This is a genomic window from Paraburkholderia sp. 40 (genome assembly GCF_050434105.1).
GTDB classification, from domain to species: Bacteria; Pseudomonadota; Gammaproteobacteria; order Burkholderiales; family Burkholderiaceae; genus Paraburkholderia; species Paraburkholderia tuberum.
On the sequence record NZ_JBNPVY010000002.1, the window covers coordinates 28,380 to 49,321 of the forward strand.

13 protein-coding genes, 2 tRNA genes, 1 rRNA gene, 1 pseudogene and 2 riboswitches are annotated in these 20,942 nt (G+C 65.3%); of the genes and pseudogenes, 11 read left to right on the forward strand and 6 right to left on the reverse strand.

Annotated features, from left to right (window positions below):
- Window positions 1-493: 493 nt before the first annotated feature.
- From OKW28_RS01460 to OKW28_RS01475, 4 genes are all read left to right on the forward strand, one after another.
- On the forward strand, window positions 494-1,234 hold the full coding sequence (locus OKW28_RS01460) for a response regulator transcription factor (protein ID WP_429443331.1): 741 nt from the start codon (window positions 494-496) through the stop codon (window positions 1,232-1,234).
- Window positions 1,231-2,682 (forward strand): FecR domain-containing protein, encoded by a 1,452-nt coding sequence (locus tag OKW28_RS01465; protein WP_429443333.1) that lies wholly within the window; start codon window positions 1,231-1,233, stop codon window positions 2,680-2,682. The genes OKW28_RS01460 and OKW28_RS01465 overlap by 4 nt, the downstream gene beginning before the upstream one ends.
- A 66-nt stretch (window positions 2,683-2,748) precedes the next feature.
- Window positions 2,749-5,217: a CHASE2 domain-containing protein gene (locus OKW28_RS01470; RefSeq protein WP_429443335.1), complete on the forward strand. Its 2,469-nt coding sequence runs from the start codon at window positions 2,749-2,751 to the stop codon at window positions 5,215-5,217.
- 42 nt (window positions 5,218-5,259) lie between these two features.
- A complete protein-coding gene (locus OKW28_RS01475) occupies window positions 5,260-5,874 on the forward strand; it encodes a DUF4136 domain-containing protein (RefSeq protein WP_429443337.1) in 615 nt (204 codons plus the stop codon).
- A gap of 36 nt (window positions 5,875-5,910) precedes the next feature.
- Here the strand turns inward: OKW28_RS01475 and bluB are convergent, their stop codons facing one another.
- The 5 genes and pseudogenes from bluB to cobA form a co-directional block, all read right to left on the reverse strand.
- Window positions 5,911-6,570, reverse strand: a complete 660-nt coding sequence (gene bluB, locus OKW28_RS01480; RefSeq protein WP_429443338.1) for a 5,6-dimethylbenzimidazole synthase — start codon at window positions 6,568-6,570, stop codon at window positions 5,911-5,913.
- Window positions 6,554-7,933, reverse strand: a complete 1,380-nt coding sequence (locus OKW28_RS01485) for a cobyrinate a,c-diamide synthase (RefSeq protein ID WP_429443341.1) — start codon at window positions 7,931-7,933, stop codon at window positions 6,554-6,556. Before OKW28_RS01485 ends, bluB begins: the two co-directional genes overlap by 17 nt.
- 3 nt (window positions 7,934-7,936) lie before the next feature.
- Window positions 7,937-8,539, reverse strand: coding sequence for a cob(I)yrinic acid a,c-diamide adenosyltransferase (gene cobO, locus OKW28_RS01490; protein ID WP_429443343.1), 603 nt, complete (start codon window positions 8,537-8,539; stop codon window positions 7,937-7,939).
- Window positions 8,536-9,075, reverse strand: a complete 540-nt coding sequence (locus OKW28_RS01495) for a cobalamin biosynthesis protein (protein ID WP_429446803.1) — start codon at window positions 9,073-9,075, stop codon at window positions 8,536-8,538. The genes cobO and OKW28_RS01495 overlap by 4 nt, the downstream gene beginning before the upstream one ends.
- Window positions 9,058-9,783, reverse strand: a pseudogene (cobA, locus tag OKW28_RS01500) (uroporphyrinogen-III C-methyltransferase); the annotation flags it as partial. The pseudogene cobA and the gene OKW28_RS01495, both read right to left, overlap by 18 nt.
- Window positions 9,784-9,978: 195 nt before the next feature.
- Window positions 9,979-10,238, reverse strand: a riboswitch (cobalamin riboswitch).
- Between the two features lie 80 nt (window positions 10,239-10,318).
- Window positions 10,319-10,596: riboswitch (cobalamin riboswitch) on the forward strand.
- Between the two features lie 202 nt (window positions 10,597-10,798).
- On the opposite strand from cobA, the gene cobW reads away from it, so the two are divergent.
- From cobW to OKW28_RS01520, 4 genes are read left to right on the forward strand one after another with little or no spacing between them, the layout of a single operon-like run.
- Window positions 10,799-11,890, forward strand: coding sequence for a cobalamin biosynthesis protein CobW (cobW, locus tag OKW28_RS01505; protein WP_429443345.1), 1,092 nt, complete (start codon window positions 10,799-10,801; stop codon window positions 11,888-11,890).
- Window positions 11,891-11,904: 14 nt separating this feature from the next.
- Window positions 11,905-15,723 carry a cobaltochelatase subunit CobN gene (gene cobN, locus OKW28_RS01510; RefSeq protein WP_429443347.1) on the forward strand — a complete coding sequence of 1,273 codons (3,819 nt, stop codon included), beginning with the start codon at window positions 11,905-11,907 and terminating at the stop codon, window positions 15,721-15,723.
- The gene (locus tag OKW28_RS01515) at window positions 15,720-16,820 is read left to right on the forward strand and encodes an ATP-binding protein (protein WP_429443350.1); all 1,101 of its coding nucleotides are present in this window, start codon (window positions 15,720-15,722) and stop codon (window positions 16,818-16,820) included. Before cobN ends, OKW28_RS01515 begins: the two co-directional genes overlap by 4 nt.
- Window positions 16,821-16,876: 56 nt before the next feature.
- Window positions 16,877-17,491: a vWA domain-containing protein gene (locus OKW28_RS01520; protein WP_429443352.1), complete on the forward strand. Its 615-nt coding sequence runs from the start codon at window positions 16,877-16,879 to the stop codon at window positions 17,489-17,491.
- A gap of 67 nt (window positions 17,492-17,558) precedes the next feature.
- On the opposite strand, the gene OKW28_RS01525 is transcribed toward OKW28_RS01520, so the two are convergent.
- A complete protein-coding gene (locus tag OKW28_RS01525; protein ID WP_429443355.1) occupies window positions 17,559-18,503 on the reverse strand; it encodes a flagellar brake protein in 945 nt (314 codons plus the stop codon).
- A 576-nt stretch (window positions 18,504-19,079) separates the two neighbouring features.
- On the opposite strand from OKW28_RS01525, the gene OKW28_RS01530 reads away from it, so the two are divergent.
- The 3 genes from OKW28_RS01530 (at window position 19,080) to OKW28_RS01540 (ending at window position 20,895) form a co-directional block, all read left to right on the forward strand.
- A 16S ribosomal RNA gene (locus tag OKW28_RS01530) occupies window positions 19,080-20,610 on the forward strand.
- A gap of 79 nt (window positions 20,611-20,689) precedes the next feature.
- Window positions 20,690-20,766: transfer RNA gene (locus OKW28_RS01535), tRNA-Ile, on the forward strand.
- A gap of 53 nt (window positions 20,767-20,819) precedes the next feature.
- A tRNA-Ala gene (locus OKW28_RS01540) sits at window positions 20,820-20,895 on the forward strand.
- Window positions 20,896-20,942 lie beyond the last annotated feature (47 nt).

Genomic DNA, 20,942 nt, shown 5'->3' on the forward strand with positions numbered 1-20,942 from the left:
ATGTTTAAACGATTTCTTTTGAGATTATTCTTATACTGAATACGCAATTGTTAAATAAGAGTACCTGAAGGGAATCTTAAGGCCGATAAGCGGGCGTGGTCAAAAAGCCGCTCCAGCAAGGATCTGCCGTCCGCAGTGTCACTTCCTCCCGGGCGCCGGCTAGTGGTGGCAGACCAGAAAAACCTGAAAAGCGCGTCAGCCGTTTCTGATTAGGGTTTTTCGCGACGGATTGCCGGTACACGGCAAACGGGAAGAAAGAAGGTTTTCGATTATCATGATCTGCCCTGCATAATCGCTATGGAAATTACATTTATGCGCTGATTTCCGCTTCATGAAAGCGGCGTCATGGCGGGGTACGGCGAGGGACCATTGATCAGAAAGTGGCAGCCGGAATTTTTTGGAAAGCCGGATCGGCGGTGCTGCGCCGTCATCCCGGTCGTCAGCCGGTATACCGGCCGTCAGCCATGAAGGCGCTGTTGCGTTGTGGGGTGTTATGAGAATTGCAGTCCTCGATGATGATTCGGCTCAAGCCGACCTTGTGTGTCAAACGCTGTCCGCCGCTGGACACGTCTGTCACGCGTATGGCGCAGGGCGCGAACTCGTGCGCCAGTTGCGTCGTCAGACGTTCGATCTGCTCGTGCTCGACTGGAACGTTCCCGACATGTCCGGCGAAGAAGTGCTTCGCTGGGTGCGCGAAAGCCTGTCCGAGCGCCTGCCGGTGCTGTTCATGACGAGCCGCGGCCGCGAAACCGACATCACTTCGATTCTGAATACCGGTGCGGACGACTATCTCGTCAAGCCCGTGTCGGGCGCCGTGCTGCTCGCGCGGGTTGGCTCGCTGCTGCGGCGCGCGTATTACCTGAAGCCGCCGGCAACGAGGGAAGTATTCGGCGACTTCGAGTTCGACCTGAGCGTCAAGCACGTCGTGGTCCGCGGCACCCCGGTCTCCGTTACGCAGAAAGAGTTCGAACTCGCGCTGCTGCTGTTCCAGCATATGAGCCGGCCGTTGTCGCGCGCACACATTCTCGACGTGATCTGGAAGCAGGCCACGGACATCCCGTCGCGCACGATGGACACTCATGTGTCGATGTTGCGCAGCAAGCTCGGTCTGCGCCCCGAGCACGGTTATCGGCTCACGCCGATCTACGGCTATGGCTACCGCCTCGAGCGGATCGAAACCGACACCCCACCGACCGCCGACGACGAACCCACTGAAGAAGCGGGGGAAGCGTGACGGTCTGCGTGGATGGGGCGGCATCGGGCAGCGCCGCCATGCCCGGCCGCCGCGCCGCCGCGTGGCTTGCCGCGGCCTGTCTGATTGCAACGGGCGCGACCGGCTGGAGCGCGCTCGCGCACGCGCAGCCCGCGCGCGGCAAGACCGGAGCGAAGGCGTCGCCGGTCTACGCTTCGTACACGACGCACGAGGGCGACACGCTGTATGACATCGCCGCCCGCTACATGGCCGATCCGACCGACTGGGCGCTGTTGAGCAGCCTCAATCACGTGCCCGCGCCGCGCCGCATGGCGGCCGGCATCGTGCTGCGTTTGCCGTCCCGAAGGCTGCGCCAGGATCGGGACACGGCTCGCGTGGTCGCGACCAGCGGTCCGGTCGAGCACGCGTTCGACTCGAGCCCCTATCTGCCGCTGAAAACCGGTGAAACGCTTGCCGAAGGCGATCGCTTGCGCACCGGCGCGAACGGGTTCACGACGCTCGAGCTGCCCGGCGGCTCATACGTGACGGTCGCGCAGAACGGCGAACTCAATATCGAGAGACTGCGGCACGTCACGCTGACCGGCGTCGCCGATCGCATCTTTGAGCTGCGCGCCGGCGAGGTCGAGAGCCAGGTCACGCATGCGAAGCGACGCGAAGATCGCTTCCAGATCCGTTCGCCTTCGGTGGTCGCCGGGGTGCGCGGCACGCGTTTCCGCGTCGATTACGACGGCGACACGCAAACCACCGCGGTGGCGGTGCTCGACGGCGCGGTCGGCGTCGATCCGGCCACGCAGCATGGCCAGAGCGCCCCGCCGGCGCCAGGCAGGCCGTTGCAGGCGTCCGAGCGGCTGGTCAAGGCAAGCTTCGGCAACGTCACGCACTCTGGTGGCGCGGTCGGCAGTCCGGTCCAGCTGTTGCCCGCACCCGCGCTCGCGCGGCCGGCGCGCGTGCAGGACGGCAAGAGCGTCGCGTTCGACGTCAACCCGGCCGAGCACGCGGTCGGTTATCGGCTGCAGATTTCGCACGACGCCGATCAACTGGACCTGGTGCGAGACCTGCGCGTGAGCGCGCCGTATGCCGACTTCGGCGATCTGCCCGACGGCACGTACTTCGTGCGCGTCGCGTCGACCGATAGCAACGGTCTCGACGGCCTGCCGAACGTGTACGCGTTCGAGCGCCGCCAGCTGGGGCTGGACGCTTCGGCCGCGCAGCGCGCGGGTAGCCGCGACTACGAGTTCCGCTGGTTCGTCAGCCGCAGCAACGTGCCGACCCGTTTCCGCTTCCTGCTCGCGAACACGGCCGAACTGAGCCATCCGGTAATCGATCGCCCCGATCTGCCGGGCGGCGAACTCGTGATCAGCGATCTGCCTCCGGGCGTCTACTACTGGACGATCGTCGCCGAGCAGTTCGACAACGGCCGCTTCTACGAAAAGAGCAGTCCGGTCCGCTCCTTTACGCTTGCGCGCTGACGCTGGTAGATTCTCGGGGCCGGCCTGCTGGCCGGTCCGTCCTTCCGTTCCCGACTCCATCGTCCCGTGCCCGCCACTTCTACGCGACTGAGCCTCGATCCGCGCGCCCGTCTCGGACGGCGGGCGGGCCGGCGCTTTCTGATCGAGTGGGTCAGCGTTGGCTGTCTCGGTCTCGTGGTGATCCTGCTGACGTCGTTCGGGCGCGTCGGCGCCGGCATCGATCTGCTGGTGTACGACCAGTTTCTGAAGCTGCGCGAGCAGCCGCTGCTGTCCGACATCGTCGTCGTCGAGATCGACAACGCGAGCATCGACGCACTCGGCCGCTGGCCGTGGCCGCGCAGCGTGCACGCGCGGCTGCTCGAGCGGATCGCCGCGGCCAGACCTGCCGCGGTGATCTACGACGTACTGTTCACCGAGCCCAATGTCGACGACGCCCAGCTCGCCCACGCAATTGCGCTGAGCCCGACCTATCTGCCCGTGCTGCTGACGCCGCCCGATGCGAGCGGCAAGCGCACCGTCGATGAACCCGTCGCGCCGCTCGCGCAGGCTGCTGCCGGGCTCGGTCACATCAATTTCGAAGTGGACAGCGACGGCATCGTGCGCAGCGTCGCGCGCTTCCAGGGCGACGAGCGCTCGCGCTGGCCGCAACTGACGGTGCTCGTCGCCGACGCGGTCGAACACGGCAAGCTGCCGCCGCGCCCCTCGAACGAGCCCGCGCGCGGCAGCGACGACGGCGGCGAAGAGCGCTTCCTGATTCCGTTCGGCCCGAACGCCGCGAACTACCCAAAGCTCAGTTTCGCCGACGTGCTCGCCGGCAAGGTGCCGGCCGATCAGTTGCGCGGGCGCATCGTCGTGATCGGCGTGACGGCGTCGGGTCTGTACGACCGCTTCGCGACACCGGTATCGGGCGAGCTCGGTCCGCTGCCCGGCGTCTACATCCACGCGAGCGTGCTCGACACGCTGCTGAGCGGCCGCGAGATCCAGCCGGTCGCGCTGTGGATCGTGTTCGCGGCGGCGCTCGGGCCGCTCGCCGCGCTGCTCGCCGGCTTCCTCGTGCTGTCGCCGCGCCGCTCGTTGTTGCTGACCGGCGCGCTGGTGCTGCTCGCCGCGATCGGCAGCGGGCTGCTGCTGTACGGCGGCAGGCTGTGGATCTCGCCGGTGCCGGCGATCCTCGGCGTCGTGATCGTCTATCCGATCTGGAACTGGCGACGCCTCGAAATGACGATGGCGTATCTGCGCGGCGAACTGCAACGTCTCGCCGACGAGCCGCATCTGCTGCCCGAGACGCCGAAGCGCCGCCGCGAATTCGGCGGCGACGTGCTCGCGCAGCACATGGCGCTGATGGCTCAGGCCGCGCAACGGGTGCAGGACATGAAGCGCTTCGTGTGGGACAGCCTCGATAGCGTGCCGGAGCCGATTCTCGTCAGCGACGTGGCCGGCGTCGTGCTGATCGCGAATCACGCGGCGAAAGCGCATTTCGCTCGGCTAGGCGCGCCGATGCCCGAGGGCCAGCCGATGCAGAGCGTGCTCGGTGGTCTCACGCTCGTGAAGACGATCGACACCGGCGCGGCCACGGACAACGAGCGTAATCTGTCCGCGCACGCGCACTGGCCGGCGCTCCTCGATCCGACGCGCGGCGAGTTCGCGGCGCTGATGGCGCAGGGCGTCGAGGTGCGCGACGCGAACGAGCGCGACCATCTGCTGCGCTATGCGACCTGCACCAACGCGCAGGGCGAGACGACCGGCTGGATCGCCGGTCTCGTCGACGTGTCGGCGCTCCATGCGGCCGAGCGTCAGCGCGAAGACGCGCTGCGGCTGCTGTCGCACGACATGCGCTCGCCGCAGGCGTCGATCATTGCGCTGGTCGAGATCGAGCGCGCGCGGACCGAGCCTGCGCTCGCGCGCAGCGTGCTGGAGCGCATCGAACGCTACGCGCAACGCGCGCTCACGCTTGCCGACGACTTCGTGCAACTGGCGCGCGCCGAATCGCAGGCCTATGTGCTCGAGCCGCTGAGTCTGACCGAACTCGTCATCGATGCGAGCGACGAGGTCTGGCCGCAGGCGCATGCGAAGCGCATCGCGCTGCATACGGAATCCGGCGACGACGCCGACCACGATCCCTGGATCTGCGCCGACCGCTCGCTGATGACACGCGCGCTCGTCAATATTCTGAACAACGCGGTCAAGTACAGTCCGCCCGACACGCGCATCGTATGCAGCTTCGCTGGCCAGCCGGCGGCAAGGCGCGCGGGCAGCGAGGCGCCGCGCGTGTCGTGCACGATCCGCGACCAGGGCTATGGCATTCCTGAGGAGCAGCAAGCGGGATTGTTCGAGCGCTTTCGCCGTTTTCACGCGGCGGAGCGGCCGGAAGTGGGCGGCGCGGGACTCGGCATGGCGTTCGTCAAAACCGTCGTCACGCGCCACGGTGGCGGCGTCGAAGTCGTCAGCGCGCCCGGCGAGGGGACGGCCTTCACGATCTGGCTGCCCGCGCTCGACGACGCGCCCCTCGACGAATCGATCGGACCGCGCGTCTGATGCGCCTTTGATGTATTCGATGTACTAGAGAGAAAACAAAAAATGGCAAAGATCGCTCACCTCTGTGCCGCGCTGGCCGCGGCGAGCCTCACCGCTTGCGCGGGCCTGAGCGCCGACGTGCACACCGTCTCCGCTAACGGCGCCGACCGCGCCGTTGCGCTGCAAGGCGAGCAGACCTATTGGCTCGCGCGCACGCAGCCGCAGGACGACAGCGTCGACCATCCGCAAGTCGAAAAGCTGTTGCGCGACGAGTTGGCGAAACACGGGTTCGTCGATACGGCGGGCAAGCCCGCGCATTATCTGCTGTCGATGGCGTATAGCACGCGGCCGGCGTCGATCGGCATCGGTGGTGAGGATTGCGCGCCCGCCGATTGCGGCGCGGGCAGCGACGGTCCAGGCGCGCTGTTGTTTGGGCGCAAGTATCAGCACGCGCTGACGCTGCGATTTTTCGACTACGCGAGCGGCGCCGAGCGCTACAAGGTCGGCGCGGTGTTCATGGATCGCGATGCGGACCCGCTGCATGCACTGCCGTTGCTCGTGAAAACCGCGCTCGCGAAGCTGCCGTTCGATGCGCCAGCCGACTGGCGTGTGAAGCTCAGCATCGACAAGACGAGCGGTGTGCCGAACATCGACTCGATGGAACCGCTGCAGCGTTAAAACACCGCCTCGGATCGCCGGGGCCGCGAGTATCAGTTATTCCTGCGCCGGCTCGTCTCGCGGCCAGCGGTTTTCGAACAGGCAATCGGCGAGCGGCAGACGGCTCGCCCAGCGCTCCGTTTCGAGCATCGGCTCGCTATAGAAGGCAGCGACGTGGCCGAGGCACAGAATCGCGACCGGCCGCGCGCCTTCCGGCATCGCCAGTAGCTGGTGCACCGCGTCGACATCGAATAGCGACACCCAACCAAGCCCGAGTCCTTCCGCGCGCGCGGCGAGCCACATGTTCTGGATCGCGCACGCGACCGACGCGAGATCCATCTCCGGCAGCGTGCGACGGCCGAAGACGTGTCGCTCGCGCCCGTCCATCAACGCGATCACCAGCAGTTCCGCGCATTCGCGCATGCCTTCCACCTTCAGCTTCATGAACTCGTCGCGGCGCTTGCCGAGCGCATCGGCGGTGGCGAGCCGTTCGCGCTCGACGATGTCGCGCAAGCCCGTGCGCAGCGCCGCGTCGGTGATGCGCACGATGCGCCACGGCTGCATGTAGCCGACGCTCGGCGCGTGATGCGCCGCGTCGAGCAGACGCCGCAGCACCGCCGGATCGACCGGATCGGGCACGAAGTGGCGCATGTCGCGGCGTTCGTAAATCGCGCGATAGACCGCATCGCGCTCGGAGTCGTCAAAAGGTTGCGCCATAAAAGAGGGCGGCCGTGAAAGCCGGGTTGGAGGGCCAGTAAGCGTGCATATAGGTTGCCACAATCGGGCCCACGCGAAACACCGCTTCGCCGGGCGCGTCGCTGTGCGCGCGCGTGGCGAAGCGCTGCGGCGCAAGCGGCGTCGCGAGCTTCGAGTAGTGGAACGTGTGGCCGGTCAGCGTGCCGTGGACGCCATCGATCTGCTGCATGCCGAGCGACGTGAAGCGCGTTTGCATCGTCGCGTGACCGGGTAGCAGGCCCAGCATCGGCGTGCTAGTGCCTTGCGCGTCGGTCAGCGTGTCGAGCAGATAGAGCATGCCGCCGCACTCGGCGACCACCGGTTTGTCCGCCTCGACGTGCGCGCGGATCGATGCCGCGCTGGTCGAGTTGCCCGCGAGCGTCGCCAGATGCAGCTCGGGATAGCCGCCCGGCAGATAGAGCGCGTGCGTGCCGGCGGGCAACGCTTCGTCGGCAAGCGGCGAGAAATAGCTGAGCCGCGCGCCGAGCGCTTCGAGCAGCGCGACGTTGGCCGGATAGATGAACGAGAACGCGGCGTCGCGCGCGATCGCGATGTGCTTGCCTTCGAGCAGACGCGGCAGCACTTCGGGCGAGGGCACGCCGAAATCGACCGGGCGCGGCAGTTCGGCGAGCGCGGTCGACGCGAGCGTATCCGCCGCGCGTTCCAGGCGCGCTTCGAGATCGTCGATTTCATCGGCCTGGTGCAGGCCGAGGTGGCGGTCGGGCAGCGTGATCTCGTCGCTCGCGGCGAGGTGGCCGCACCAGCGCAACCCGGGCGGCAGCGCTTCCTGCAGCATCTGCGCGTGCCGAGCGGAGCCGACGCGATTCGCGAGCACGCCGTGGAACGGCAGTTGTGGTCTGAAGCGCGCAAGGCCGAATGCGAGCGCGCCGAAGGTCTGCGCCATCGCCTGCGCGGAAATCACCGCGAGCACCGGCACGCCGAACGTGGTCGCCAGATCGGCGCTGCTCGGCGTGCCGTCGAACAGGCCCATCACGCCTTCGATCAGGATCAGATCGGCTTCTTGCGCCGCCCGCGCGAGCAGGTTGCGACATGCGCTTTCGCCGACCATCCACAGATCGAGCGACAGCACCGGCGCGCCGCTCGCGCGCGCGAGGATCATCGGATCGAGAAAATCCGGTCCGGTCTTGAACACGCGCACGCGACGTCCGAGCCGCCGGTGATAACGCGCGAGACCGGCGGTGATCGTGGTTTTGCCTTGTCCCGACGCGGGCGCGCTGATGAACAGCGCGGGGCACGCCCCGAAGGAAGTCCCCTGGGGGGACGCCGCGGAGCAAGTCCCCTTGGGGGGCGCCCCGGACGAAGCCCCGTTGGAGGACGCCGACATCGCTCAGAACTCCACGCCGCGCTGCGCCTTCACACCTTGCTCGCGATACGGATGCTTGATCGCGCGCATTTCGGTGACGAGGTCGGCGGCTTCGATCAGCGCGTCCGGCGCATGGCGTCCGGTCACGACGACATGCAACATCGGCGCACGCGCGTTGATCACCGCGAGCACTTCGTCGAGCGGCAGGTATTCGTACTTCAGCACGGTGTTCAGCTCGTCGAGGATCACCATCTGGTAGTCGCCGCTTTCGATCATCCGCCGCGCTTCGTTCCAGCCTTTGCGCGCGGTCGCGATGTCGGCCTCGCGGTTCTGCGTGTTCCATGTGTAGCCGTCGCCCATCGTGACGAAATCGCATTGCGCGATCGCGCCGAGGAAATCGCGCTCCGACGTATGCAGCGCGCCCTTGATGAACTGCACGACGCCGAGCCGCATGCCGTGGCCGAGCACCCGCACGGCCATGCCGAACGCGGCCGTGCTCTTGCCCTTGCCGGTGCCGGTGTTGACGATCAGCAGGCCTTTTTCGACGGTCGCGCTGGCCTGCTTCTTTTCGTGGCCTTCGCGGCGGCGTTCGGTCATGCGTTGATGCGATTCCGGATCGGTTTTCATCGAGGGTCCTGGTCTTGAGAGGCGGGATGGGATGGGGGCGCGTCGCTAAGGGCAGCGTTGTTCGCCGCTGCGATCGCCACCGTGATGCCGGCGTGCGCGGTCTTGCGTACGATTAGACGCGCGTTTTGCGCGGTTGTGGTGGAGTCCGGCGCCGTTGCCGCCAGCAGCGCGCACGGCTCGCACACACCATCGACGCCGAGATGCGCGTGTGCCGCCGCCGACGGCGACGCGACTGGTACCGCGGCGATCTGCTCACGGCTGAACAGTTGCAGCGGCAGCTGATGACGTGAGCAGAATTCGAGCAGACCGGCTTCGTTGGCTTTGGTGTCGATCGTCGCGATGGCGCGGATCTGCTCGAAGGTATTCGATCCGAGCGCTGCGCGGACGGCGGCTTCGATCTCAGCGGCTTCGCTGTGCAAGCGGCAACCGATGCCGACGCTCAGCGTTTTGATCGCGCGTCCGAGTCCGTGTCGTGTCGCGCTCGCTCCCAGTTCGTGAGCAAAGCCGGCGTCGCGTTTGGCCGCATCACGCGCCAGTGCGAGCGACGCCACACCGCCGATCACGACGATCGCCGGCGAGCCGAGCCCCGCGCGCGCCACCGCCTCGGCGAACTCGCGAAGCGGCGCGAGCACATGACGCTGCTCAGGCCGCGTCGCCGACTCGATCGCCGCGCACGGCGTGTCGGCGGACATGCCGGCAGCCAGCAATGCGCGGGCGATCTCGCCGAGCCGGCGCATGCCCATGTAGATCACCAGCGTCATGCGCGTCGCGGCGAGCGCGGCCCAGTCCGGTTCGCCACTGCCGGCGCCGTGGCCGGTGACGAACACGACGCCCTGCGCGTGATCACGATGCGTGACCGCGATACCGAGCGCCGCGGGCGCCGCGATGCCGGCCGTGATGCCGTTGATCACGTCGACTTCGATACCCGCGGCCTGTAGCGCCTGCAACTCTTCGCCGCCGCGGCCGAACACGAACGGATCGCCGCCCTTGAGCCGCGCGACGCTGCGCCCCGCGCGCAGATGCCCGAGCATTCGCGCGACGATGTCGGCTTGCGGCGTCGACGGATGGCCGCCGCGTTTGCCGACGTACACGATTTGCGCGTCGGTGCGCGCGAACTGCAGCACGTCGGGATTCACCAGATCGTCGACGAGCACGACATCGGCCTGCGCGAGCGCGCGGGTGGCCTTCAGCGTGATCAGTTCGACGTCGCCGGGACCGGCGCCGATCAGCCAGGCGCGCGTCATCGCGGCGTGCATGGCGCGCGCCATGCGGTGATGGAAGAAGAGAAACGGCGTGCGACAGCGCGCGCGGCGGTGAATATAGAGGTCATGCGGAACTGCGAATCCGGGCACGCGCGATGCCGCGCTGCTACGCCTTCACATCCGTTCCCCGCGGATTCCGGCGGCCGGCGGCGCCGCGTGATGCACGGATGCAATGCGGCACCGCCTCCGCGTCTGGCCGGTATCCGGGCTGGCGGCCTCATGCGCTTCGCCTTCCCGTCCCGGTTTGTGGATTCGCGGGACAGTGGCATCAAAAAACGCATGCGCGGCACGTCGGACTCGAAGGCGAATCGAATCGCGCGCCGCAGGTCGCTTACCGTTGCGGGGACAGCACAGGTTGAACGCGCGAGGCGCTGCCTGTTTCCCGTTTAACTGCACACGCGAGCGCATGTGCGGGCACCAAACGCGCGCATACGATAGCACATGGCGCCTTGCCGGATAAGCCAGGGCGGCGCTTTCCGGCTCTGTGCGTTCCTTGACTGCGCAAGGCCGCGGGCCTACACTCGCACGCACTTTGGGTGCTCGCGTGCGCGCTCGTGCGCATGCAGTTAAACGGGAAACAGGGAGCCACCTGCTCTGGAGCGGCTAACCTGTGCTGTCCCCGCAACGGTAAGCGAAAAGCGGTTCCGGCTTGATAGCCGGGCACCGCAGTGCCGGCTTCGATGTCCTCGCGCAAGGTCGCGTGGACATTTCACCACTGGACGAGAAACCACTCGGCCGGGAAGGGGAAGCGGCGCTTTCGCCAGCCCGGATACCGGCCCAAAGAAGCAGAACGACCGCCGCGGGGATGCGGCGGCGCGTTCATGACCTCAGTTCCGCTTTCTGTATTTCCGTTGTCGCGGCAATGCCGTCGTTCGTCCCCGTGTCTGGTGATCGCTGGTACTGCTGCGCGTGCTTCATTCGCTCCATTCGCCAGCCGACGCGGACCCACGCGCGGACTTTCCGGCATACCGATCAACGCCAAGGGATGGACCTCACGATGCAAACTCAATTGCGCAAGATCCCCGTCACGATCGTCACGGGCTTTCTCGGCAGCGGCAAAACCACACTGCTGCGGCACATTCTTCAGCATGCGGGCGGCAAGCGCATCGCGGTGATCGTCAACGAGTTCGGCGAGCTCGGCATCGACGGCGAAATCCTCAAAGGCTGCGGCATCGGTTGCGATGAAAACGGCGTCGAGACCGAAGGGCAATTGTATGAACTCGCGAACGGTTGTTTGTGCTGCACCGTGCAGGAAGAATTTTTCCCGGTGATGGAAAAGCTCGCGGAGCGCCGCGACGAACTCGATCACGTGCTGATCGAAACGTCGGGGCTCGCGTTGCCGAAGCCGCTCGTGCAGGCGTTCAACTGGCCGCAGATCCGCAATGGCTTCACGGTCGACGCGGTGGTGACGGTGGTGGACGGCCCGGCCGCCGCGAGCGGCCAGTTCGCCGATAACCCGCTCGCCGTCGATGCACAGCGCAAGGCCGATCCGAATCTCGATCACGAGTCGCCGCTGCACGAGCTGTTCGAAGACCAGTTGTCGGCGGCCGATCTGGTGATTCTGAACAAGACCGATCTGATCGACGACGCGCGGCAGCACGAGGTCGAAGCCGCGATCCGCGCGGAGATTCCGCCGCAGGTGAAGATCGTACGTGCGCAGCAGGGGCGGCTCGACCTGCATACGCTGCTGGGCCTCGAAGCGGCGTCGGAAGAGACGATCCACCTGCGTCATGACCACCACGGTTCCGCCGACGACCCCGATCATCACCACGATGAATTCGATGCGGTCGTCGTGCAGGCATCCGTACCGTCGCGCGACGCGGCGCTCGCCGCCTTGCAGACGCTCGTCGAAACCCACACGATTTACCGTGTCAAAGGCTTCGCGGCACTGCAGGGCGCGGCGATGCGTCTCGTGATCCAGGGCGTGGGCCGGCGCTTCGACAGCTACTTCGACCGGCGCTGGCAAGCGGGTGAAAATGGCGACGGCGCGTTGAGCCGCTTCGTGCTGATCGGCGCAGACCTCGACCAACACGCGCTGCAACAGGCGTTCGACGCAGCGCTCGACGCGACGTCGAACGCGACGGCATAAACGGGCGCACCAGCATGCATCTGCTGCGCACGACGCCGGGCGGCTTCGTCGACGATACGCAGGGCGTGATCCGCATCGATCAGCAGCCCGCCGAGATCGTCGTGCTCAGTTCCGCCGACACCACGCTGTCGCTGCTCGCGAGCGTGGTGCCGCGTCTCGGCGACGGCTTTCCGAGCGTGCGGCTCGCGAACGTTACGTATCTGCGTCAGCCTGCCTCGGTCGATTTCTATCTGGACGACGTGTTGCAGCATGCGCGCGTGGTTGTCGTCGATCATCTCGGCGGCGAAGCGTATTGGCCGTACGGCATCGAGCAGGTGGTCGCGCTCGCGCAGCGCAAACAGCAAACGCTCGCGATGTTTTCCGGCGATCTGCAGGAAGACCCGAACCTGCTCGCGCGCAGCACCGCGAGCGCCGGGTTGTGTCAGCAGCTGTGGCGCTATCTGCGCGAGGGCGGTCCGCAGAACGCCGAGGCGTTTTTGCGCTGCATCGCGTATCGCGCGCTCGACTGGGGGCGCGAACCCGATCCGCCGCGCGCGTTGCCGGCCGCGTCGCTGTATCACCCTGAGCGCGATACCCCCATCGTCGCCGACTGGCAGGCGCGTTGGCGGCAAGACGCGCCGGTCGTCGCGATTCTGTTCTACAAGGCGCATCTGCAGGCCGCCAATACTGCGGTGTTCGATGCGCTGATCGACGCGCTCGAAGCGCAAGGGCTCAATCCGCTGCCGCTCGCGATCACGTCGCTGAAGGATGCGGTGAGCCGCGATGTCGTGCAGTCGCTGTGCGCGCGACATGGTGTCGCGCTCGTGCTGAACACGACCGCGTTCGCCGCTTCCGCGATCGACGACCCGGAGCCGCTCGCGCTCGCCGGCGACGCGCCCGTGTTTCAGGTGATCCTGAGCGGCGGCAATCGCGAAGACTGGCTGAAGGACAACCACGGCCTCAATTCGCGCGACATCGCGATGCATATCGCGCTGCCCGAAGTGGACGGGCGCATCATCACGCGAGCGATCAGCTTCAAGGGGCTCGCGTATCGCTGTGCGCATACGCAGGTCGACGTGGTCCGCTATCAGCCCGACCTCGAACGGGTGCGCTTTCTCGCCGAGCTGAGCCGGCGCTGGTGCCGTTTGCGTTCGCTCGATAACGCCGACAAGAAAGTCGCGTTGATTCTCGCCAACTATCCGATGAGCGAAGGGCGCATCGGCAATGGCGTCGGGCTCGATACGCCGGCGTCGGTGGTCGGCATTCTGTCGATGCTGCGCGATGAAGATTATCGTGTCGGCGAATTACCCGAAAACGGCGACGCGTTGTTGAACAGGCTGACCGAAGGCGTGACCAACGATCCGGTCGTACGCGATCTGCGTCCGGCCCTGCAAAGCCTCGCACTCGACGACTATCTCGCGCATTTCAACGCGTTGCCGGCGAGCGTGCGCGACGCGTTGAACGCTCGCTGGGGCAAGCCCGAGCAGGACCCCACGCTACGGCGCGGCCGCTTCATGATCGCCGGCTGGCGCTGCGGCCAGGTGTTCGTCGGCATTCAGCCTGCGCGTTCGCGCGAGCATGGCGACTACGCGAGCTATCACGATGCGGAGCTCGTACCGCCGCACGCCTACCTCGCGTTCTATTTCTGGCTGCGCCATCAGTTCGGCATCGACGCGGTCGTGCACGTCGGCAAGCACGGCAATCTGGAATGGCTGCCGGGCAAAAGCGTCGCCTTGAGCGACGCGTGCTGGCCCGATCTGATTCTCGGACCGATGCCGCATCTGTATCCGTTCATCGTCAACGATCCGGGCGAGGGCAGCCAGGCGAAGCGGCGCGCGCAGGCGGTGATCATCGATCATCTGATGCCACCGCTTACACGCGCCGAAAACTATGGGCCGCTGCAGGACCTCGAACGCCAGGTCGACGAATACTACGAGGCATTGATGGTCGATTCGCGTCGCGCGAAGCTCTTGCGTCGCACGATTCTGGCGACGATCGTCGAGCATCGGTTGCACGAAGAGCTGAGTCTCGCGGCGCCGAACGGACAGGACGATGAAGACGCGCTGCTCACACGCGTCGATGCGTGGCTGTGCGAGCTCAAGGAAGCGCAGATTCGCGATGGCCTGCATACGTTCGGGCAGTCGCCGCGCGGCGTGCAGCGGCGCGACACGCTGCTCGCGCTCGGGCGCTTTCCGGTCGGCGATGGGCAGGGCGGCAAGGCGGGGCTCGTCGACGCGCTGGCGCGCGATCTGCGCATCGATCATCGGTTCGACCCGTTGACGGTGGATTGGGCCGCCGCATGGGACGGCCCGCGACCCGATGTATTGCAGCGGGTCAGCGATGCGCCGTGGCGACATTACGGCGATACGCGCGAGCGGTTGGAATTGCTCGCGGGCGAGCTGTTGCGCGGCGTCTGCGGTGTCGATTGCGATGACGCGGATCGTTCGCAGGCCGTCCCCGTAGCCGACGACAGTCTGCCGCAAGCGGCACAGGTGGTCGCACGCCTGCGTGACGACGTGCTGCCGCGTCTCGACGCCTGCGGCCCGCAGGAAATGACGCAGCTGAAGCGCGGCCTCGAAGGACGTTTCGTGCCGCCAGGTCCGAGCGGTTCGCCGTCGCGCGGTCGGCCCGACGTGCTGCCAACCGGCCGCAACTTCTATTCGGTCGACACGCGCGCGGTGCCGACGCAAGCCGCGTGGGCACTCGGCCTGAAATCGGCGCAGCAACTGATCGAGCGGCATCTGCAGGAGCACGGCGATTATCCCCGCGCGATCGGCCTGTCGGTCTGGGGCACCGCGACGATGCGCACCGGCGGAGACGATATCGCGCAGGCGCTCGCGCTGCTCGGCGTGCGGCCGAAATGGGCGCCGGGCAGCCACCGTGTGACGGACTTCGAGATCATGCCGATCGACGCGTTCGACCGGCCGCGTATCGACGTCACGTTGCGCGTATCCGGTTTCTTTCGCGATGCCTTCGCTAACGTGATGCATCTGTTCGACGCGGCCGTGCAAGCGGTTGCCGAACTCGACGAGCCCGCGGAGCTGAATCCGATTCGCGCGCGCGTGCAGCGCGAACGCGATGCGTTGATCGCGCGCGGCATGGACCCGTTCGAAGCGCGCAAGCGCGCCGGCTGGCGCGTGTTCAGCGCGCGGCCGGGCACGTACGGCGCGGGTCTGCAGCAGATGATCGACTCGCGCCAATGGCAGACCGACGCCGATCTCGCGAACGCGTATCAGGCATGGGGCGGATATGCGTACGCGCAGAAGAGCGCGGGCGAGGAAGCGCATCAAGCGTTTGGCATGCGCCTCGCAGCGATGGACCTCGTGCTGCAGAACCAGGACAACCGCGAGCACGACGTGCTCGATTCGAACGACTACTACCAGTTTCAGGGCGGCATGGTCGCGGCGGTGCGGCATCTGGCAGGTCAGCAGCCGCGCGTCTATCACGCGGATCACACCAATCCGGCCGCGCCGCGCGTGCGGACGTTGCAGGAGGAGATCGCGCGCGTGATCCGCTCGCGCGTGGTCAATCCGAAATGGCTCGACGGCGTGAAGCGCCACGGCTACAAGGGCGCGGCCGAGATCGCCGCGACCGTCGATTATCTGTATGGCTACGACGCGACCGCGCGCGTGATCGCGGATCATCAATACGCGCTCGTCGCCGATGCTTATCTGAATGACGCCGATACGCGCGCGTTCATGCAACGGCACAATCCGCATGCGCTGCATTCGATCTGCGAGCGTTTGCTCGAGGCGATGCAGCGGGGGCTGTGGCAGCAGCCGGGTGACTATCGCGCGCAGGTGGAAACGCATCTGCTTGCGAGCGAACAGCAGATCGAAGGAAGACAAACATGAATGGAGCGATGCGAGGAGCGGACGATGCAGGTTGCTCAGCCTGTGCATCGGGTACGGCGGCGCGGCCCGTTTTTCCGTTTGCGGCGCTGATCGGCCAGGCCTCGTTGCAGCAGGCGCTGGTGCTCGCGGCGATCGATCCGGGCTTGGGCGGCGTATTGATCAGCGGGCCGCGTGGCACCGCGAAGTCGACTGCCGCGCGCGCGCTCGCCGAACTGCTGCCGCAGGGAGAGTTCGTGAATCTGCCGCTTGGCGCGAGCGAGGATCGTCTGATCGGCACGCTCGATATCGAAAGCGTGTTGCGCGACGGCTCGGTGCGCTTCTCGCCGGGGCTGCTCGCGAAGGCGCATCGCGGCGTGCTGTACGTCGACGAAGTCAATCTGCTGCCCGATGCGCTCGTCGATGCGTTGCTCGATGCGGCGGCGAGCGGCGTGAATACCGTCGAACGCGATGGCGTGTCGCATAGTCATGACGCGAGCTTCGTGCTGATCGGCACGATGAATCCCGAAGAGGGCGAGTTGCGGCCGCAATTGATCGACCGCTTCGGTCTGATGGTGGAGTTGCAGAACGCGTTCGAGCCGCAGGTGCGGCAGGCGATCGTCAAAGCGCGGTTCGCGTTCGATCTCGATCCCGCTGGGTTTCGTACCGTTTACGCGGAGCAGCAAGCTTCATACGTGCAGCGAATTCGCTCGGCGCGCGCGGCGCTGCCGCTGCTGTCGTTCGATGACACCGTCCATGCGAGCGTGAGCGCGCTATGCATCGACGCGGCCGTCGACGGCCTGCGCGCCGACCTCGTGATGCTGCGCGCGGCGCGCGCGCTGGCCGCATTCGAACGGGCAGGTGCGGTGACGGTGCGACATGTGGAGCGCGTTGCCGATCCGGTGCTGCTTCATCGGCGGCGTCAGCATGATTCGCAACATGCGAATCAGCGCCGGCCAGAAAGCGAGGCGCCGGCACGGGACGTCGCTGAGGGTGCGTCTGGCGATACGGATGGATCCACGACACCTTCCGCCGACTCCGAGTGGGGCTACCTGCCGCCCGAGCCGGCCGCGGCTTTGCCTGTCAAAGGCGTCATTGCGCTCGACGCAAAAAAACGCTGAGCCATCGGAAAGGCGCCGCCGCTGACTCGCGCAGCGGTTTTCGATGGCGACAAGGCGTGGGGGCGGATTCGCGCGACACGTCGCGCGGCGAACCGGGCAGGCGCATTGCATGGCCGCCGACGCTCGCCGCGATGCGCGAGCACACGCTGCGTCGTGAGCATCTGCGCTTCGTACGGGAAGTGCCGCGTGGCGGTGTGCTGCATTGTTTCGTGCTCGATTGCTCCGGGTCGATGCTGGCGGGCCAACGCCTCGCGTTGGCGAAGGGTCTACTGACTGCCTTGTTCGACCGTGCGAGTGCGATGCGCGCCGAGGCTGCGCTGATCTGCTTCGGCGGTGCGGGAGCGGATGTGCGCTTCGGCCCCGCCGTGCCGCGCTGGTGGAACGAGCGATGGCTCGCGCCCGTGGGCGGAGGCGGCGGTTCGCCGCTCGCGTCGGGCGTGCGCAGCGCCGCGCAACTGCTCGAACGCTGCGCGCGGCGACGGCCGGCCCAGCAGCGCTGGTTATGGATTCTGACCGACGGCCGCACGAGCGACGAACCCGCGCGGCCGGCCGGCGTCGATGAAGTCGTGTTCGTCGATTTCGAGCGTGGTGCGATACGGCTCGGTCGTTGCGAGGTGCTCGCCAATGCCTGGGGAGCGCGGCGGTTGACGCCGGAAGAGTTGCTCGGCTGATCGATGTGTGCGCAGCGAGGTCGACGCTGCTGTGTCCGCACGCGCGTTGCTTTTGTGGCCGTACCGCTTATTTCAGTCCGTTGGACCAGTGCTGAACATCCTCCTGACGATCGAACACGAACACCTTCATCGCCATCTGTTGAACGGAATCGAGTTGATCCAGTTCGAGCCCATGCATGGACGGCTCGCCAGGCGTTTTGCCCTTCTGAACGTTGCGGATCACCGCCGACGTCTCGATCTGTGAATCGTATTCGGCCGACTTCAGCCGGAACGCGATGCGCAGCCGCTCGCCGACTTCGCCCAGTGTCCATGACGCACTCAACGACATGCCGAGCGCGCTGATGCCCTTGGCGAGTCCAAGGCCTTCGTAAGTGTCACCGCTCCCGCCGATGCCAAACCGCACAGGCAGGTGCGCGTGGACGCGGATCGATTTGCGCTCACGGAGCCGGCGGACCATACCGGGCCTCGACAACACGGCATAGTCGAACGGCACGCGGCAGACTGCTTCGACCGTGCAGACGAAACGAAACACGGCCTGACTCGCGATCGCGACGACCTCGACGTTCTCGCCGGGCGTGAGCGGCAGCGGTTGGCCCTGCTGCATCGGCGGCGTGACGAACAGCGCATGATTCGGCGCGAAACCGATGATGCGGCAAGGTTGCATCGGCGCGCCGCTGCCGAATTGCGAACGCATGCCGATCAATGCGCCGATCTCGAGGTGCATGTCCTTCAGCGTCAACTCACCGGCGTGGTCAGGCTGGGCGGTTGGCGCCGGCGGTTGTTGTGCGCCGAGGTCGAACAGGTCGCCGCGTTGCGGGCGGAAGTGTTGAAACAGAAAGGCGCGCTCGTCGGTGGTCGCGAGCGTCGTCGCGCTTGCGAAGAGCAGCGTGCCGTCGGCATCGACGATCGGCCATGGCAGCGGCATGCCTACCGGCACCGTATCAGCCTCGAGCATCGGGGATGCCGCGGCGGGCTGGGTGTCCTCGACGTGTGCGTCGACGAGATTGTCCATAGTCGGCAGCTAGTTTAAGTGGCGGGATGATCTGATTGACGGCGGGGAAGGGTAGAACTTTAATTTGGGGAGCGGTGGTGAGTTCGAGCCGTGCTCGGACTACTTTGTTTTGCCGGTATCAGGACTTCGGCGCGTTGAATCGGATGACTAACTATATTCGCTGATTTTTTGGTCTGGCCAGAGTTGACTCTTTTGAGGGCTGGCGGCAATGCGATGGAGATGGCAGTCTTTGCTCCCAAAAGAAATTCGCAGAAGGGTATTGACGTGTTGTCGACCGCTCTCCATAATCTCGCTTCTCTGCTGCAGACGCAGCGACGCAAACGAAGCGGTGCCGGGTAGTGGTGGTTCAGGCGCGGCGGGTCTGGCGGACCGATCTTTAAAAACTAACAGTCGATAAGTGTGGGCGCTTGATGCGGAATGCGGCGGCGGATTCTGTGGAATCTGCTGTCAGGCAGAAGTATCAGAAGCCTCACACAGTATTGGAGGAAGGTTTGTCTGTCGGAAGACGGATCAATCATCGTCAGTACGTTGAGTGAGCGACCGGGTTCGAGAGAGCCCGAAAACAGTAACAGGTTTGAACTGAAGAGTTTGATCCTGGCTCAGATTGAACGCTGGCGGCATGCCTTACACATGCAAGTCGAACGGCAGCACGGACTTCGGTCTGGTGGCGAGTGGCGAACGGGTGAGTAATACATCGGAACGTGTCCTGGAGTGGGGGATAGCCCGGCGAAAGCCGGATTAATACCGCATACGCTCGGGAGAGGAAAGCGGGGGATCGCAAGACCTCGCGCTCAAGGGGCGGCCGATGGCAGATTAGGTAGTTGGTGGGGTAAAGGCCTACCAAGCCGACGATCTGTAGCTGGTCTGAGAGGACGACCAGCCACACTGGGACTGAGACACGGCCCAGACTCCTACGGGAGGCAGCAGTGGGGAATTTTGGACAATGGGCGCAAGCCTGATCCAGCAATGCCGCGTGTGTGAAGAAGGCCTTCGGGTTGTAAAGCACTTTTGTCCGGAAAGAAAACCTCGTGGCTAATATCCGTGAGGGATGACGGTACCGGAAGAATAAGCACCGGCTAACTACGTGCCAGCAGCCGCGGTAATACGTAGGGTGCGAGCGTTAATCGGAATTACTGGGCGTAAAGCGTGCGCAGGCGGTGCTGTAAGACCGATGTGAAATCCCCGGGCTTAACCTGGGAACTGCATTGGTGACTGCAGCGCTGGAGTATGGCAGAGGGGGGTGGAATTCCACGTGTAGCAGTGAAATGCGTAGAGATGTGGAGGAACACCGATGGCGAAGGCAGCCCCCTGGGCCAATACTGACGCTCATGCACGAAAGCGTGGGGAGCAAACAGGATTAGATACCCTGGTAGTCCACGCCCTAAACGATGTCAACTGGTTGTCGGGCCTTCATTGGCTTGGTAACGTAGCTAACGCGTGAAGTTGACCGCCTGGGGAGTACGGTCGCAAGATTAAAACTCAAAGGAATTGACGGGGACCCGCACAAGCGGTGGATGATGTGGATTAATTCGATGCAACGCGAAAAACCTTACCTACCCTTGACATGTATGGAATCCTGCCGAGAGGCGGGAGTGCCCGAAAGGGAGCCGTAACACAGGTGCTGCATGGCTGTCGTCAGCTCGTGTCGTGAGATGTTGGGTTAAGTCCCGCAACGAGCGCAACCCTTGTCCCTAGTTGCTACGCAAGAGCACTCCAGGGAGACTGCCGGTGACAAACCGGAGGAAGGTGGGGATGACGTCAAGTCCTCATGGCCCTTATGGGTAGGGCTTCACACGTCATACAATGGTCGGAACAGAGGGTTGCCAAGCCGCGAGGTGGAGCCAATCCCGGAAAACCGATCGTAGTCCGGATCGCACTCTGCAACTCGGGTGCGTGAAGCTGGAATCGCTAGTAATCGCGGATCAGCATGCCGCGGTGAATACGTTCCCGGGTCTTGTACACACCGCCCGTCACACCATGGGAGTGGGTTTTACCAGAAGTGGCTAGTCTAACCGCAAGGAGGACGGTCACCACGGTAGGATTCATGACTGGGGTGAAGTCGTAACAAGGTAGCCGTATCGGAAGGTGCGGCTGGATCACCTCCTTTCCAGAGCTGTGCATTCACTGCACTCAAGTGCTCACGCTTATCGGCTGTGGTTAATGGAAGCAACGCAGACAGACATCAGGGGTCTGTAGCTCAGCCGGTTAGAGCACCGTCTTGATAAGGCGGGGGTCGATGGTTCGAATCCATCCAGACCCACCACGGTCTTGTCTGGTGAGCTGAAGGGCTGGGGCCGCTGGAATAGCTGTGGGACTGGGGGATTAGCTCAGCTGGGAGAGCACCTGCTTTGCAAGCAGGGGGTCGTCGGTTCGATCCCGTCATCCTCCACCAATCCTCAATGCGCAGGGTTCTGCCTGAAGGCAGAGCGTTGCGCATTG

Bases quoted from the DNA above. Each gene is read 5' to 3' on its own strand.
- cobW (WP_429443345.1), top strand. From the start codon at position 10,799: ATGCAAACTCAATTGCGCAAGATCCCCGTCACGATCGTCACGGGCTTT.
- bluB (WP_429443338.1), bottom strand. From the start codon at position 6,570: ATGGCGCAACCTTTTGACGACTCCGAGCGCGATGCGGTCTATCGCGCG.
- cobO (WP_429443343.1), bottom strand. From the start codon at position 8,539: ATGAAAACCGATCCGGAATCGCATCAACGCATGACCGAACGCCGCCGC.
- OKW28_RS01460 (WP_429443331.1), top strand. From the start codon at position 494: ATGAGAATTGCAGTCCTCGATGATGATTCGGCTCAAGCCGACCTTGTG.
- OKW28_RS01515 (WP_429443350.1), top strand. From the start codon at position 15,720: ATGAATGGAGCGATGCGAGGAGCGGACGATGCAGGTTGCTCAGCCTGT.
- OKW28_RS01485 (WP_429443341.1), bottom strand. From the start codon at position 7,933: ATGTCGGCGTCCTCCAACGGGGCTTCGTCCGGGGCGCCCCCCAAGGGG.
- cobN (WP_429443347.1), top strand. From the start codon at position 11,905: ATGCATCTGCTGCGCACGACGCCGGGCGGCTTCGTCGACGATACGCAG.
- OKW28_RS01475 (WP_429443337.1), top strand. From the start codon at position 5,260: ATGGCAAAGATCGCTCACCTCTGTGCCGCGCTGGCCGCGGCGAGCCTC.
- OKW28_RS01525 (WP_429443355.1), bottom strand. From the start codon at position 18,503: ATGGACAATCTCGTCGACGCACACGTCGAGGACACCCAGCCCGCCGCG.